The 15,813-nt window shown below is 43.5% G+C and carries 11 protein-coding genes, 1 tRNA gene, 1 pseudogene and 1 other annotated feature; of the genes and pseudogenes, 12 read left to right on the top strand and 1 reads right to left on the bottom strand.

Features of this window, described 5'->3' with window-relative positions:
- Nucleotides 1–59: 59 nt before the first annotated feature.
- The 10 genes from LIR34_RS01900 (at nucleotide 60) to LIR34_RS01855 (ending at nucleotide 11,422) form a co-directional block, all read left to right on the top strand.
- Complete coding sequence (locus LIR34_RS01900; RefSeq protein ID WP_173901683.1) at nucleotides 60–1,571, top strand: MBOAT family O-acyltransferase; 1,512 nt, start codon at nucleotides 60–62, stop codon at nucleotides 1,569–1,571.
- A complete protein-coding gene (locus tag LIR34_RS01895) occupies nucleotides 1,558–2,526 on the top strand; it encodes a hypothetical protein (protein ID WP_173901684.1) in 969 nt (322 codons plus the stop codon). Before LIR34_RS01900 ends, LIR34_RS01895 begins: the two co-directional genes overlap by 14 nt.
- 103 nt (nucleotides 2,527–2,629) lie before the next feature.
- Nucleotides 2,630–2,885, top strand: a binding site (T-box leader).
- 94 nt (nucleotides 2,886–2,979) lie between these two features.
- Nucleotides 2,980–4,635 (top strand): 2-isopropylmalate synthase, encoded by a 1,656-nt coding sequence (locus LIR34_RS01890; RefSeq protein ID WP_173901685.1) that lies wholly within the window; start codon nucleotides 2,980–2,982, stop codon nucleotides 4,633–4,635.
- Between the two features lie 207 nt (nucleotides 4,636–4,842).
- Entirely contained in the window at nucleotides 4,843–5,661 is an 819-nt protein-coding gene (locus tag LIR34_RS01885; RefSeq protein WP_161286257.1) for an FAD binding domain-containing protein, read from the top strand.
- On the top strand, nucleotides 5,651–6,118 hold the full coding sequence (locus tag LIR34_RS01880; RefSeq protein ID WP_161286256.1) for a (2Fe-2S)-binding protein: 468 nt from the start codon (nucleotides 5,651–5,653) through the stop codon (nucleotides 6,116–6,118). The genes LIR34_RS01885 and LIR34_RS01880 overlap by 11 nt, the downstream gene beginning before the upstream one ends.
- A 1-nt stretch (nucleotide 6,119) precedes the next feature.
- On the top strand, nucleotides 6,120–8,414 hold the full coding sequence (locus tag LIR34_RS01875; protein ID WP_173901686.1) for a xanthine dehydrogenase family protein molybdopterin-binding subunit: 2,295 nt from the start codon (nucleotides 6,120–6,122) through the stop codon (nucleotides 8,412–8,414).
- A gap of 1 nt (nucleotide 8,415) precedes the next feature.
- Nucleotides 8,416–9,447, top strand: coding sequence for a DUF6077 domain-containing protein (locus LIR34_RS01870; RefSeq protein ID WP_161286254.1), 1,032 nt, complete (start codon nucleotides 8,416–8,418; stop codon nucleotides 9,445–9,447).
- A gap of 12 nt (nucleotides 9,448–9,459) precedes the next feature.
- A complete protein-coding gene (locus LIR34_RS01865; RefSeq protein ID WP_173901687.1) occupies nucleotides 9,460–10,269 on the top strand; it encodes a hypothetical protein in 810 nt (269 codons plus the stop codon).
- Between the two features lie 102 nt (nucleotides 10,270–10,371).
- Nucleotides 10,372–10,443, top strand: a tRNA-Arg gene (locus tag LIR34_RS01860).
- A gap of 55 nt (nucleotides 10,444–10,498) precedes the next feature.
- Complete coding sequence (locus tag LIR34_RS01855) at nucleotides 10,499–11,422, top strand: SH3 domain-containing protein (protein WP_244092139.1); 924 nt, start codon at nucleotides 10,499–10,501, stop codon at nucleotides 11,420–11,422.
- 101 nt (nucleotides 11,423–11,523) lie between these two features.
- Here LIR34_RS01855 and LIR34_RS01850 read toward each other — a convergent pair whose 3' ends face one another.
- Entirely contained in the window at nucleotides 11,524–12,783 is a 1,260-nt protein-coding gene (locus LIR34_RS01850) for a polysaccharide deacetylase family protein (protein ID WP_173901688.1), read from the bottom strand.
- A 217-nt stretch (nucleotides 12,784–13,000) separates the two neighbouring features.
- Between LIR34_RS01850 and LIR34_RS01845 the strand changes: the two are divergent.
- Nucleotides 13,001–13,675, top strand: a pseudogene (locus LIR34_RS01845) (pseudouridine synthase); the annotation flags it as partial.
- Between the two features lie 91 nt (nucleotides 13,676–13,766).
- Nucleotides 13,767–15,725, top strand: coding sequence for an NAD-dependent DNA ligase LigA (gene ligA / locus LIR34_RS01840; RefSeq protein ID WP_244092140.1), 1,959 nt, complete (start codon nucleotides 13,767–13,769; stop codon nucleotides 15,723–15,725).
- Nucleotides 15,726–15,813: the final 88 nt, after the last annotated feature.

The raw sequence follows: 15,813 nt of genomic DNA, 5'->3' as shown, positions 1-15,813 counted from the left end.
GGCACTGCATTAAGTGATTAGTGCAGTGCCTTATTTTGACTTGTGCAGGAGAAAATATCATGTCTTTAGTATCGAATCTATTTTTACTTTTTGTAGCGGCGGCGGTCATTGTCTATTATTTGGTACCTGCCAGATGGCAGTGGCTTGTGCTTTTGAGCTTCAGTTATATTTATTACATAGCAGGAGGCATTAAATATGTGGGATTCCTGCTTTTTTCTACGCTTGTAACCTGGATGATCGCTCTTCTTATAGAAAAAGAGGAGACAGCAGGAAAGCATAAGAGGGCGAGGAAATTTGTGATTCTGGGACTGATCCTTAATTTTGGGATGCTTGGTCTCATAAAATACACGAATTTTGCTGTTGAGAACCTGAATGCACTGTTTCATATGAATTTGAGGGGAATGGAGATCCTGCTTCCACTGGGAATTTCTTTTTATACTTTCCAGTCTTCCGGATATATTCTGGATGTATACTGGAAGCGCTGCAAAGCGGAACACAATCCTCTGAAATATGCATTGTTTGTATCGTTCTTTCCACAGATCCTTCAGGGACCGATCGGAAGGTATAGTCGTCTGGCACATCAGCTTTATGACAGCCATAAGTTTGAAAGTAGAAATATTACCAGAGGACTGGAACGGATTTTATGGGGATTTTTCAAGAAGATGATCCTTGCAGACTGGTCTGCTGTTTTTGTCGATGCAATCTTTGATAATCCGGATCAGTATGCAGGACTGGCCATTTTTGGCGTATTATTTTATACAATACAGCTGTATGCGGATTTTTCGGGTGGAATGGATGTCGTGATCGGTATTGCGTCTATGTTTGGAATTGAACTGGATGAGAACTTTACCCGCCCGTTTTTTGCAACTTCCATCACCGATTTCTGGCACCGCTGGCATATCACACTTGGTACCTGGATGAAAGACTATGTTTTTTATCCTGTGACTCTTTCCGGCTGGATGAAAAATTTCGGACGATGGGCCAAAAAGGTTTTTGGAAAAAAGACAGGACGTACACTGCCGATCTGTCTGTCGAACCTGATCGTATTCTTTGTAGTCGGTGTATGGCACGGCGCAGCATGGAAATACATTATATACGGTATGTATAATGGTATTATCATTGCGTTCAGTGGACTTATGGCAGGAAACTACAAAGAATGGAAAAAAAAGCTCAACATCACAGGGAGGGAAAACTGGTATTATGTGTTTATGATTATCAGGACCTTTGTGCTGGTAAATATCAGCTGGTTTTTTGACAGGGCAGATACCGTTGGCCAGGCCTTTCACATGATGAAGCTGGCAGTGACGCGATTTACACCGTCTGAACTGCTTCTGATACCGGCGGGCAGGGAAGGAACGGCATTTACACCATATGCTTTGCTGATCCTTGCCGTTGGATGTGTGATCTTGTTTGTTGTCAGTGTTCTTCAGGAACGCGGAGTCAGGATCAGAGAATCACTCTCCAGATGCAGTTTACCAGTCACAGTAGCAGTTTATTTTTGCCTGCTGTTATCTATAGGATTTTTTGGATCTACAGCAGCAGTAAGGGGATTTATCTATGCACAGTTTTAAGAAAGTTTTGAAGGCAGTTCTTGTGATTGCAGTGTGTACAACAATACTTATACTGCTGGATACAGCACTCTATCCCTGTACTTTTATGAGAAACGATGTACATACGGTTGCAACGCAGGAGTTTGACGATATTATTGTGGGAACTTCACATGGCAAAATGGATATTGATCCGGAAACCATGGAAGAGGTGAATGGACGCAGTGGACATAACCTCTGTGTAGGCGGCGAATATGGGATCGATGCATATTATCTTACAAAGCTGATCTGTGAAAAACAGCAGCCGAAACGGATCATTTATGAAGTGGATCCGGGGTATTTTGTTACGGAAAAAGAAGAGGGAAATAATTATCTGCTGTTTTATCACGAATTTCCGCTGTCAAAGGCGAAGGCAGAATATTTCTGGAATTCGATCCTGAAATGTAATTTCCGTACGGTTCTGTTTCCGTGGTATGAATATTCTCTCAGCTATGAAATTCCGAAAATAAAGGAAACTTTTTTGCAGAAAGTCAAAAAGGATTACAGTATTGACGGGCTGAAGAGTGATTCGCAGGAATATCATGAGAGTGGATTTATCGAAAGATATCCGGTAGATGTCAGAAAATTAAAAAAATCAGAACCGAAGCTGTTTGAAGAAGATAAACTAAATCATCAGAATATGGAATATATAGAGAAGCTGATCGCATACTGCAAAAAGAATGATATTGATTTTGTGGCGGTGACAACACCGATTCCGATCGCTACACTGAAGGATTACAGTGATAATTATAATGCGGCATGGAAATATTTTGGCAAGTTTTTTGAAGAACAGGGAGTAGAATACCTGAACTTTAATACGCAGTATTTTAAGGCATTTACACATGATCTGAAGGCATATACGGATTATGACGGCCATATGAATGGCGATGCCGCCAGACAGTATTCGAGAATTCTGGCAGAAATTCTGGATAAGAAATAAGCATATACCGGATTTCTTTATGGAAATCCGGTATATAGTTTTTGAAATTGGCTCTTGACAAAAAACTACTTACATGGTAGGCTTTAACCATCAGTTAATTAAGAGAAATGCTTTGACAAGGAATAGTATATGCGGACTGGAGCACAGAGAACTGTCGGTTGGTGCGAGACAGCGGAAGGGAAACATAGAACTCGCCTTTGAGCATCTGTCCGAAATCCTGATAAGGAGAGTAGACGCAGACGGTATCCACCGTTATATGGAGAGGATATAAGGATCAGATGATTCCGTATCCCGTGAGTGTATGAAACCGTTCATAAATAAGAGTGGTACCGCGAGAGTTGTTGTCTTTCGTCTCTTACAGTAGTCTGTAGAGATGGAAGATTTTTTTTGCTTTATTCCTTTGCTCAGATTGCTGTGTACAGTAACGATTCTTACAGAAAATGGAGGAAAATTATGAAAAACGTAACAAAATATCAGAGACAGTATTTTATGCCGCCAGTGAAATGTATGAAATGGACTGAAAAAGAATATGTAGATAAGGCACCGATCTGGTGTAGTGTTGACCTTCGTGACGGAAATCAGGCACTGGTCATTCCGATGAGCCTGGAGCAGAAGATTGAATTCTTTAAACTGCTTGTCAAAATAGGATTTAAAGAGATCGAAGTTGGTTTTCCGGCTGCATCTGAGACGGAATACACATTTATCCGTACCTTGATCGAGCAGAATCTGATTCCGGATGATGTTACGATTCAGGTACTGACTCAGGCGAGAGAGCATATTATCCGAAAGACATTTGAAGCGGTTAAGGGTGCACCTAAGGCAATTGTTCATGTATATAATTCTACTTCCGTAGCACAGCGCGAGCAGGTGTTTAAGAAATCAAAAGAGGAAATTCTGAAGATCGCAGTAGATGGAGCGGCACTTCTGAAGGAACTGGCAGATCAGACAGAAGGAAACTTCCAGTTTGAATACAGTCCGGAGAGCTTTACAGGAACAGAACCGGAATATGCACTGGAAGTCTGCAATGCGGTTCTGGATGTATGGAAACCGACTCCGGATAACAAAGCAATTATCAATCTTCCTGTCACAGTACAGCATTCTATGCCGCATGTGTATGCAAGCCAGGTAGAATATATGTGCGAAAATATGAAGTATCGTGAAAATGTTATCGTTTCTCTTCATCCACATAATGACCGTGGATGTGGTGTTGCCGATTCTGAGATGGGTCTTCTGGCAGGTGCGGACAGAATCGAGGGAACTTTATTTGGAAACGGTGAACGTACAGGAAACGTGGACATCGTTACACTGGCAATGAATATGTTCTCTCAGGGTGTGGATCCGCAGCTTGATTTCTCTGATATGCCGCATGTATGTGAAGTGTACGAGGAATGTACCGGAATGAAAGTAGATGAAAGAAGTCCGTACAGTGGTGCACTTGTATTTGCAGCCTTCTCCGGATCACATCAGGATGCGATTGCCAAGGGTATGCACTGGAGAGAAGAAAAAGATCCGAACCGCTGGACAGTTCCATATCTTCCTATTGACCCGAAGGATGTCGGAAGAAACTACGATGCAGATGTTATCCGTATCAACAGCCAGTCCGGAAAGGGCGGGGTAGGATATATCCTGGAGACCAAATATGGTCTGAACCTGCCGCCTAAGATGCGTGAAGCTATGGGATATGCAGCAAAGGCAGTATCTGACCACGGTCACAAGGAACTTCATCCGGATGAGATTTTCAGTCTGTTTAAATCTACATTCGAAAATGTTGTCAGTCCGTACAGCATCAATGAGGTTCATTTCCAGCAGAAAGACGGAGGAATTGTTACTCAGGTAACCTCTACTTTTAATGGAACGACAATCACCACAGAAGCAGCTGGTAATGGTCGTCTGGATGCTGTCAGCAATGCACTTAAGAAAGCGTATGAACTGAAATTTAACCTGGTTACCTATCAGGAGCATGCGCTTGAGAAGAGCTCCAGTTCCAAAGCGATTGCCTATGTGGGAATTCAGAAACCAGACGGAACCCTTTCCTGGGGTGCCGGCGTCGACCCGGACATCATCCGTGCATCCATTGACGCACTTGTAACAGCAATCAATAATCGATAAAATAATCACAGGATAAACATTTGAATTTTTACAGCCTCTTTCTTTTCAACAGTTGTTTTTAAAACTGTCGAAAGGGAAGGGGCATTTTTATGCATGTTTCACAGAAAAAATTGTTTCTCTGGAAATTTCAAAAAAATTCTGCTAAACTAAAAATATGTATGCCTTTATATATAAAAGTATGGATGAAAGAAAGGAATCGATGCACAGATGCTAAAGATCAAAAGCTATGTGAAAGTAAACAGCATTGCAGAAGCGTACGAGCTGAATCAGAAAAAAACAGCCTGTGTGCTTGGAGGAATGGTATGGCTCAAGATGGGAAACCGAAATATTTCCACAGCCATTGACCTCTCCGGACTTGGACTTGAGGGAATTCAGGAGACAGACGATGAATTTGTAATCGGATGTATGACATCTCTGAGAGCGCTTGAAACAGATAAGAGATTGAATGAATATACACAGGGGGCCATTCGGGAGAGTGTCCGTCATATTGTAGGAGTGCAGTTTCGAAACTGTGCGACAGTAGGAGGAAGTATCTGGGGCCGCTATGGTTTTTCTGATGTACTGACGATGTTTCTTGGAATGGATACCTGGGTAGAACTTTATAATGCCGGCAAAATCCCTCTGACAGAGTTTGTAAACAGAAAGAAAGACAATGACATTCTGGTAAACATCATTGTCAGGAAACAGCCTCTTCGTGTCTGTTATATGAGTCAGAGAAATACCAAGACAGATTTTCCGGTACTGACCTTATGTGCATCTCTGATCGGAAATGAGGCAAGAACGGTAATAGGCGCAAGATCTGCTAGGGCAGTGATCGCAGAGGATCCGGAGCATATCCTGGAGAATTTTGCAGAAAAAAGTGAAGAAGAACAGAAAGAGGCAATCCGGAAATTTGCCGGATATGCAGCAGAGCATGTTTCAACATCCGGAAATATGAGAGGATCTAAAGAATACAGAACGCTTCTTGTTGAGGTGCTGACAAGAAGAGCATGGGAGACAGTAGGAGGAATGAAGGATGAATATTAAATTCTGGCTGAATGGGATACAGCGTCAGGAAGAAATCGATCCGGGAATGCTTCTGATTGATTTCCTGAGAGAAAAGGGATGTTACAGTGTTAAGAGAGGCTGTGAAACGGCAAATTGCGGACTTTGCACGGTGCTGATGGATGAAAAACCGATTCTTTCTTGTTCCATGCTCGCAGCAAGGATTGACGGAAAGAAGATCGTGACCCTGGAGGGACTGCAGAAAGAGGCTGAGGAGTTTGGTGATTTCCTTGCGAATGAAGGAGCTGAACAGTGCGGCTTCTGTAATCCGGGATTCATCATGAATGTGATTGCAATGCTTCGTGAGCTTGAAGAACCGGACGAAGAGCAGATCAAGGAATATCTGGCAGGAAATCTGTGCAGATGCTCCGGTTTTGTCTCTCAGACAGCAAGCATTCTGAAATATCTGAACTATAAAAAAACACAGGAGGAATCATAAAATGAAATATGTAAATCAGCCTGTACAGAAAACAGATGCGATGGCGCTGGTAACAGGAAAACCTGTGTATACAGATGATCTGGCACCGAAGGATTCTCTGATTGTCAAGGTGTTAAGAAGTCCTCATGCAAATGCGTGGGTGGACACCATTAAGACAGAGAATGCAATGAAGGTTCCGGGAATTGTCTGTGTTCTTACCTATGAGGATGTTCCGCAGAAGCGTTTTACGCTTGCAGGACAGACTGCCCCGGAGATGAGCCCGGATGACAGACTGATTCTTGACCGTCATGTCCGTTTTGTCGGAGATGCTGTTGCGATCGTTGCAGGTGAGACGGAGGCAGCAGTTGATCTGGCACTTAAGAGAATTCGTGTGAAATACCAGGTGGAGACACCGGTTTTTGATATTCATACTGCAAAGGATAATCCAATTCTGGTACATCCGGAGGAAGACTGGAAACTCAAAATCCCGCTTGGCGGAGATAACAAGAGAAATCTGTGTGCGTCAGCGGTAGAAGAGCATGGTGATGTAGAGAAGGTACTCAGTGAATGTAAATATACAGTAGAACATACATATCATACCAGAGCAAATCAGCAGACTATGATGGAGACCTTCAGAACTGCATGTTATCTGGATCATACCGGAAGACTGATCGTGCTTTCTTCGACACAGATCCCGTTCCATGTCAGAAGAATCGTAGGTCGTGCCCTGGACATTCCTGCATCAAAAGTTCGCGTTATCAAACCAAGAATCGGCGGAGGCTTTGGTGCGAAGCAGACTTCGATCAGTGAGATCTATCCGGCAATTGTAACCTGGAAGACCGGACGGCCTTCCAAGATGATCTATTCCCGCTACGAATCCATGATCTGCTCTACTCCGCGTCATGAGATGGAGATCACGGTGCGTGCCGGTGCAGACGAGAATGGTATCATCCGTGCACTGGACGTTTATACCTTATCAAATACAGGTGCATATGGCGAACACAGTTCCACGACGGTAGGTCTGAGCGGACATAAATCCATTGGACTTTACAGACATACAGAAGCACATCGTTTTGCTTTTGATGTTGTGTATACAAATGTCCAGTCAGCAGGTGCCTACCGTGGATATGGTGCAACGCAGGGTATTTTTGCTGTAGAATCTGCAGTTAATGAACTGGCACATAAGATGGGAATGGATCCGGTAAAGATCAAGGAATTGAATATGCCGATCGAGGGCGGACCTCTTCCGGGATATCCGGATGTTCCTTATGCACAGAGCTGTGCGATGGATCGCTGCATGGCCAAAGCAAAAGAAATGATGAACTGGGATTCCAAATATCCGTTCCGAGATATGGGAAATGGAAAGGTTCGTGGTGTTGGTGTTGCAATGGCGATGCAGGGATCTTCAATCGCCGGTGTTGATGTCGGTGGTGCAGATATTAAACTGAATGAAGATGGCTCCTATACGCTGGCACTTGGCTGTACCGATATGGGAACAGGATGTGATACAGTTCTGGCACAGATGGCAGCAGACTGTCTGGAAACACCTATGGAAAATATTGTCGTATTCAGTGTAGATACCGATATCTCACCATACGATTCCGGTTCCTATGCATCAGCGACAACCTATACAACAGGTATGGCAGTGGTAAAAGCCTGCAACGAACTGCGCAGAAAAATCTGTGAATTCGGAGCCGACATGCTGGAAACAGATCCAAAGAGCGTTGACTTTGATGGAAATTATGTGTTCTGTGCCGAAGATGAAAGCAAAAAAGTATCTCTTGAGGAGATTGGAATTAAGAGTACATTCTTTAATAACAGAGAACTTCAGGTTGTAAAACAGCATTCTTCACCGCTGTCTCCTCCGCCTTTCATGGTTGGAATGGCAGAAGTAGAAGTCGATAAGGAAACCGGAAGTGTGGACGTACTGGATTATGTTGCTGTTGTGGATTGTGGAACTCCAATCAACCCGAATCTTGCCAGAGTGCAGACGGAGGGTGGAATTGCACAGGGCATCGGAATGGCATTGTTTGAAGATGTACAGTACACGGATAAGGGAAAAATCCGAAACAATTCGTTCATGCAGTATAAGATTCCGACCAGACAGGATATCGGAAAAATCCGCGTGGATTTTGAGAGCAGTTATGAGGAGAGTGGTCCGTTTGGAGCCAAATCCATCGGAGAGCTTGTGATCGATACTCCGTGCCCGGCAATTGCGGAAGCAATTTATAATGCGACAGGAGTCCGGGTACGTGAACTTCCGATCACTCCGGAAAAAATTGCGATGGGAATCCTGAAGAAGAATCTGGAGAAATAATATGGAAATTGCGGTAAAGGGAATTCTGGCTGTCTTCTGGCTTGTTCTTGTGCCGATCGCTGTGGGGAGGCTGCCTTTTATCAAAAGGCGGCAGCCTCTCTTGCTAGAAAGATTTCTTGTCGGTTATCTGATACTTTTTTCTCTTATGGAGATTCTGGCACTGCCTATGATATTTCTGAAAATGCCTCTGCATGTGTTGACGATTTCATATGGCGCGGCAATCCTGCTCCTGGCAGCCGGCGGCATCTTTGTGACAGTGAGACAGAAGGACAGGTTTTGTCGGCCAGATACTTCATGGAAAGAAAATATCTGTCTGTGGCTGGCAATGATACTGATTCTGGCACAGATAGCAATGTGTGTTCTGCTTGCACATATGGATGCGGATGATGCATTTTATGTGGCACAGGCAACTTCGGGTGTGCAGACAGATACTATTTTTGAGATCATACCATATACCGGACAGAAGTATTACGGGATAGCGAGCAGATATATTCTTTCTCCGTTCCCGGTATTTCTTGCTGTGGTGAGTAACCTCAGCGGAGGACTTCACCCGGCGATTATGGCACACATGATCTATCCGGCAGTTTTTCTCCCATTTGTGTACGGTATTCAGTATCTTCTTGGAAAAAAGTGGTTTCCGGATGACAGGCAGGCACAGGGAATGTACCTGTTTTTCGCAGCGTGTATCAGCAGCTTTTCGGCATATTCTGTGTATAATTCCGGAAGCTTTCAGATGGTTCGGCTCTGGCAGGGCAAAGCATTGCTTGCATCAGCCCTTTTGCCGTTTTTGTTTTATATCTGTCAGTCGGTGCTGTTTTCCAAAAAAGCGGAGTATCCATGGATGCTGCTGGCTATGGCTGATCTGAGCTGCTGTCTCTTGTCATCGATGGGGATTATTCTGGGAACGCTGATGATAGGGATTTTTTTGCTGCTCTGTCTGGTATTTCGAAGAGACTGGAAAGCTTTTCTGAAAGCTCTTGCCTGCTGTATCCCTTCTATGGTACTTGGAGTTTTTTACATTTTGATTGTATGAAGGTAAGAATTTATGATGAAAGAAATGATCAAAAAATCTTTGGGATTCTGGAATAATTACTGGGGAGACAGCGTTTTTCCTTATCTTCTGGCAATCTCACTTCTTTACCTGCTGATATTTAAGCGTAAGAAAAAAACAACCCGATATGTGCTGGGATATGTTTTTCTGGCATTGTTTCTGTTCTTTTTTCCCTATACGGCCAAAATCATACAGAAATGCATTGGAGAAAATGTCTACTGGCGGGTTTTATGGCTTGTACCGTCCACACCTGTGATCGCCCTGGCAATGACAGAGTTTATCCGGGGAAGAAAGGCAGTTTTGCAGCCGGTTCTCCTGGTGCTCTGTACAGCAGTGATCGTTCTTGGTGGCAAAGAGTTTTATACAGAAGGATATTATCATAAGGTAAATAATTACCAGCAGGTTCCGGACGTGGTTGCAGGAATCTGTGAACTGGCAAAGCAGGACGCAGGCGGAGAGAAATTTCTTCTGGTTGCAGATGAATACGTCAGCTCCTATATTCGTGTTTACGATCCGTCCATTTATCTGCCGTTTGGAAGAAGAGGATCTGGCGGAGCGATAGGAACGAGAAGACAGTTGTATTTTGAAATCAATGCACCGTCATTTAATTATACAAGTATTGCGAAGTATGCGAAAAGGAACAGATGCAATTATCTTGTGGTAAAGATCCCGAACGAACAGCAGAAAAAAGAACTGGAAGCCTGTCGTTATCAGGAGCTTGGAGTGATAGGAGAGTACAACGTTTATCGTCTGGGTGATTCTGTGCAAGAATACAGGAGCCCGCTTCTTGATGTGGAATCGTAACTACAATTTCACCTAATTGTGTATATAAAATAAAAAACTTTACTTTTCACATAAGATGTGATAATATATCATGTGTTAGGAATATTACGTCTTAACACATTTGCACCTGTAGCTCAGTGGATAGAGCAGTGGTTTCCGGTACCATGTGCGGGGGTTCGATTCCCTTCAGGTGTGTTGCACTGAGTAATGGGTCTGCCTCGGTGCGTTGTGATTTAAGGAGGACAAGAACTTGGATAATTTCAGAGAATGGTTATCAGATAACCTTCGCTATTTTATGCTTGGCGGAGCAATTCTGTTAATCGTGGCTGTATTGTTCTTTGGCGTTCGCGCCTGTGTCGGAAGTGGGAAGGGTACTTCAGATAAAGAACAGAATACAGTGCAGGACAACAGCCAGGGAAATGATCCTTCTTCTCCGGAAGATGATGGGGAGACAAACGACGGGAAGAAAGAAGAAGACACGAATCCCTTGGAAGAAGGCAGTGCTGAGATCACTGCACTTATGAAGAGCTATTATCAGGCTTTAGGGGAAAGAGATATTACCACACTAAAAACACTGGTCAGTAATCTGACGCCTTCTGATGAGTCTCGAATTACAAATGCCAAAGATTATATAGAAGGATATCAGGTCGATAATGTATATGAAAAGAAAGGCCTGGATGAGGATTCCTATGTAGTATATACGCGCGGAAGTCTTATTTGTAAGGGGATAGATACGCCGGCGCCTTCATTATGGAGTTCTTATATAGTGAAGGAAAGTGATGGCAGTTACAGGATTCTGGGAGACCTGGAACAGAACAAAGAAGTTTCTGATTATATGGATTCATTGAAATCTGATGAGGATATTAAGAAACTTACATCAGAAGTACAGACAGCCTATGAGCAGGCACAGAAGAATGACTCCGCACTTGCCGCATTTTTGAACGGACTGGGCGAGGAAGTGGATTCTACTACAGCAGCTCAGGAATCGGAAGGGACAACTATGACGGTTACAGAGGGTTGTAATGTGCGATCTGCTGCCGATGGTTATGATGACAACATCATTGGTGGACTGGATGAGGGCGATGTAGTACAGGTTCTTGGTCAGGAAGGTGACTGGATTCAAATTGAATATGACGGGCAGACTGGATATGTATACAGTGGATTGCTTCAGTAACGTAAGACAAAGGCACAGAGGGTTTCTGTGCCTTTTGCTGTATGTAAATAGCAGCAGGCTCCTTATATTCTAAGGAATCTGCTGCTGTTTATGACTTGGGTTTATCCGGTAAAATCACCGTATGCAATGCCGGTTTGTAATTCAGTTCCTTTGATCTTGGCGAGCTCGTGGATTGTGACCAGCTGATAGCCTTCCTCGATCAGTTTTGGAATAAAAATTTCAGCGGCATCAACAGAGGTACTGAAGATGTCGTGCATCAGGATAATAGAACCATCCTGAACCTGAGACATAACGGTATCAACAGTCTTCTGCGCATCCTGTGTTTCCCAGTCCAACGTATCAATTGACCAGAGAATCATAGGAGTACCAACCGTTGATCTTACGGAATCATTGATCGATCCATAAGGAGGACGAAGTACAGTAGCACCATGTCCAACCAGATTGACGAGAGATTCATCTACGCCGGCAATCTCTGCGGACATATCTTCCGGTGAGAGTGTTGTAAGATCTGCATGTGAGTAAGTATGGTTTCCGAGTTCACAGCCCAGTGCCTCCATACGTTTCACCTCATCAGGAAAACTGTCGATTTCCTTTCCTACCATAAAAAAAGTGGCTTTGGCATTGTTGGATTCCAGACAGTCAAGAAGTCTGTCGGTAAAAGAACTCGGACCGTCATCAAATGTCAGAGCTGCATATTTGACAGAAGGCTTCTGTGATTTGGAATCCTTTTTACCGGAATCTTTCTTACCTGAATTTTTTTTATCAGAATCTTTCTTATTGTTTTCTTTGCTGTTGGATGAATCTGATTCCGGCTTGGATGTTGGAGTGGATTCTTTTGGCGAGTAGCCCTTCAGTGAACCATCACTTTGAAGCTCATAGCTCTTACCATCGACGGTGATGATGCCGGTCTGCATAATGCCATCCAGATCCATATAATAACGTTTCCCGTCTGCATCTACCCAACCGGTCTGCATGATGCCATCCTGGTTGAAGTAGTAGGTTTTGCCATCTGTATCAGTGAGCCATCCGGTATGTGCTTTGCCATCTACCATAAAGAGCCAGTTGCTTCCACTGGAAGTCCACACGCCTGAAGCTGCTTCATCAGAAACCTTACGTTTAGAATCTGATGGCTTTTTGGCAGGAGTTGGCGAGGCTGTTGCAGAAGGGGCAGAATTTTCCTTCTGGTCAGAATCTGTCTTATCTTGTTTCTGGCTGTCAGAAGAGGCAGTCATACTGGAAGAAGTTTCCTCAAGAATGGAAAAATCAGCAGTGGACTGTCTGAGTGTGACACCAAGAACGAGACACAGTGCAATGGCGATGAGCAGCAGAAACGGATTTGTATGTTTTTTGCGGCTTGGCATGCCGTTTCCTCCTAACATTTGTTAAAATAATACCGGGTTTCGTGAAACGAAAATCCCAGACTTTATACATGATACAATAACTGACACAAAAATACAAGAGTTCGACAGATTTTGCCATATTCATGGCAAAACACCTCGCGGAATATTACCTGTGAACAGCTGCCATAATTAGAAACTCTTTCTTGCGGTGAAAAAGAAAAAATTATATAATAGAGCAATGGACAAAAAAAATAAAACAGAAAACACAGAAATGATCAGAATAAATAAATACTTAAGCAATGCAGGAGTATGCTCAAGACGGGATGCCGATCAGTTTACGGATGCCGGAAGAGTTACACTTGATGGCCGGATGATAAAAACCGGTGAGAAAATTCCGGCGGATGCAGTTGTCTGTCTGGACGGCAGACCGGTTATAAAAGAAGAGAAGAAGGTTGTTCTGCTTTTTTATAAGCCAAGAGGAATTGTCTGCAGTACAAGGAAGCAGCGCAATGAGACTACGGTGACAGAATATCTGAATTATCCTCTTCGGATATATCCGGTGGGAAGGCTGGACAAAGATTCCGAAGGACTGCTTCTTCTTACAAATCAGGGAGATCTGGTAAATCGTATCATGCGTGCCGGAAATTACCATGAGAAGGAATATGCTGTAACAGTAGATAAAGAAATCAACGAAGAATTTCTACGGGGAATGCGAAACGGTGTTCCAATCCTGGATACAGTGACAAGACCCTGCACTGTGAGAAAAACAGGAAAGAGAAGTTTTCAGATCATTCTGACACAGGGATTGAACCGACAGATACGCCGAATGTGTGAATATTTCGGATATCAGGTACAGACGCTTAAGAGGGTGCGGATCATGAATCTGACTCTTGACGGACTGAAACCTGGAGAATATCGCGATATAAGGGCTGAAGAAAGGGTGGAGTTAAACAGCCGGATCAGGAATTCATCCAGCGAAACAATCAAAGAAACAGGAGGACACAATGGAAATATCAGCCGTAAACCAAATGAAAGAACTGGTAAAAAAACTGAACGAGGCAGCAAAGGCTTACTATCAGGAAGACCGGGAGATCATGAGCAACAGAGAGTACGACGATCTGTACGATCAGCTGGAAAGCATGGAGGCGGAAACAGGCATCGTTCTGGCAGACAGTCCAACTGTTAATGTAGGATATGAAGCAGTGGATGCACTGCCGAAAGAAACCCATGAATCGCCCATGCTTTCTCTGGATAAAACAAAGGACAGAGAAACTCTGAGAGCTTTTATCGGAACACATCCATCTCTGCTTTCCTGGAAAATGGACGGACTTACGATTGTTCTGACTTATGATCATGGAGAACTGGTGAAGGCAGTTACCCGTGGAAATGGTATTGTAGGAGAGGTTATTACCAACAATGCCAGAACCTTCAAGAATATTCCGCTTAAGATCGCATATCAGGGAAGACTGGTACTGAGAGGAGAAGCAATCATTACGTATTCTGATTTTGAGAGGATCAATGCAACGATTGAGGATGTGGACGCAAAATATAAAAATCCTCGAAATCTCTGCAGTGGATCAGTCAGACAGCTGAATAATCAGATCACAGCCCGGAGAAATGTAAGATTTTATGCTTTCGCGCTGGTGTCTGCACAGGATGTTGATATGCATAATTCCAGAGCTTATCAGATGCAGTGGCTTAAATCTCAGGGATTTGAGGTGGTAGAATATCGGATGGTCACGGGCGAGACGTTGGATGAAGCAATGGATTATTTTTCTCATGCAATTGAGAACAATGATTTTCCGTCGGATGGTCTGGTTGCACTCTATGATGACATTGCTTATGGAGATTCGCTTGGAAGCACAGCAAAATTCCCGCGAAATGCTTTTGCCTTTAAATGGGCAGACGAGATCCGGGAAACGATACTGCGGGAGATCGAATGGAGTCCGTCCAGGACAGGACTGATCAATCCAATCGCAGTTTTTGATCCGGTGGAACTGGAGGGAACGACAGTCAGCCGTGCCAGTGTTCATAATGTGAGCATTGTAAAAGAGTTACAGCTTGGAATTGGTGATACAATTCAGGTCTACAAGGCAAATATGATCATCCCACAGATTGCAGAAAATCTGACAAAAAGCGGTAAACTGGAAATTCCGCATATCTGTCCGGTCTGCGGACAGGAAGCAAGGATCATTCAGGAGAATGAGGTGGAGTCTCTTTACTGCATGAATCCGGATTGTGTTGCAAAAAAAATCAAAGCATTTACGCTTTTTGTAAGCAGGGATGCCATGAACATAGATGGTTTGTCCGAGGCAACACTGGAGAAGTTTATTGCCAAAGGATTTATTCATGATTTTGGTGATATTTTTGAAATTGCGAAATATCGTGATGAGATCGTAGGAATGGATGGATTTGGGGAGAAGTCCTTTGATAACCTGATGGCCAGCATAGAGAAAGCAAAGGAGACAGTGCCGGCAAAAGTGCTTTACAGTCTTGGCATTGCAAACATCGGACTTTCCAATGCGAAGGTGATCTGCCGGCATTTCGAGGATGATCTGGCACAGATCCGGAATGCAAAGGAAGAGGAAGTCGGTGCGATTGATGGCATTGGTCCGGTAATTGCGAGAAGTCTTACAAAATACTTTGAAGACCCGGATAATAACCGCAGACTGGATCATCTGCTCAGATATCTTCATATTAATAAAGAAGATATTTCAAAGAATCAGACTCTGGCCGGAATGAATTTTGTTATCACAGGAAGTCTGGAGCATTTCAGCAACCGCGGAGAAGCCAAGAATCTGATAGAATCTCTTGGCGGAAAGGTAACAGGAAGTGTAACAGGAAAGACGAATTATCTGATCAACAATGATACAGCTTCCAATTCATCAAAAAACAAAAAAGCGAGAGAACTTGGAATTCCGATTTTGTCAGAAACGGATTTTCTCAAAATGACAGAAGAATAAAAGTAACTGTTCACAGGTAATATTCCGCGAGGTGTTTTGCCATGAACAGTAACGAACAAAACAGAAAGATATACACGAGGAGGAATGG

This window comes from Blautia sp. MSK17_66, assembly GCF_020538025.1.
In the GTDB taxonomy this organism is placed as follows: Bacteria; Bacillota; Clostridia; order Lachnospirales; family Lachnospiraceae; genus Blautia_A.
Note: the sequence above shows the minus strand (reverse complement) of the source record. Positions and strands in the feature narration are given on the sequence as shown.

Coding starts and splice junctions, on each gene's coding strand:
- LIR34_RS01900 (WP_173901683.1), top strand. CDS start 60: ATGTCTTTAGTATCGAATCTATTTTTACTTTTTGTAGCGGCGGCGGTC.
- LIR34_RS01895 (WP_173901684.1), top strand. CDS start 1,558: ATGCACAGTTTTAAGAAAGTTTTGAAGGCAGTTCTTGTGATTGCAGTG.
- LIR34_RS01890 (WP_173901685.1), top strand. CDS start 2,980: ATGAAAAACGTAACAAAATATCAGAGACAGTATTTTATGCCGCCAGTG.
- LIR34_RS01885 (WP_161286257.1), top strand. CDS start 4,843: ATGCTAAAGATCAAAAGCTATGTGAAAGTAAACAGCATTGCAGAAGCG.
- LIR34_RS01880 (WP_161286256.1), top strand. CDS start 5,651: ATGAATATTAAATTCTGGCTGAATGGGATACAGCGTCAGGAAGAAATC.
- LIR34_RS01875 (WP_173901686.1), top strand. CDS start 6,120: ATGAAATATGTAAATCAGCCTGTACAGAAAACAGATGCGATGGCGCTG.
- LIR34_RS01870 (WP_161286254.1), top strand. CDS start 8,416: ATGGAAATTGCGGTAAAGGGAATTCTGGCTGTCTTCTGGCTTGTTCTT.
- LIR34_RS01865 (WP_173901687.1), top strand. CDS start 9,460: ATGATGAAAGAAATGATCAAAAAATCTTTGGGATTCTGGAATAATTAC.
- LIR34_RS01850 (WP_173901688.1), bottom strand. CDS start 12,783: ATGCCAAGCCGCAAAAAACATACAAATCCGTTTCTGCTGCTCATCGCC.
- ligA (WP_244092140.1), top strand. CDS start 13,767: ATGGAAATATCAGCCGTAAACCAAATGAAAGAACTGGTAAAAAAACTG.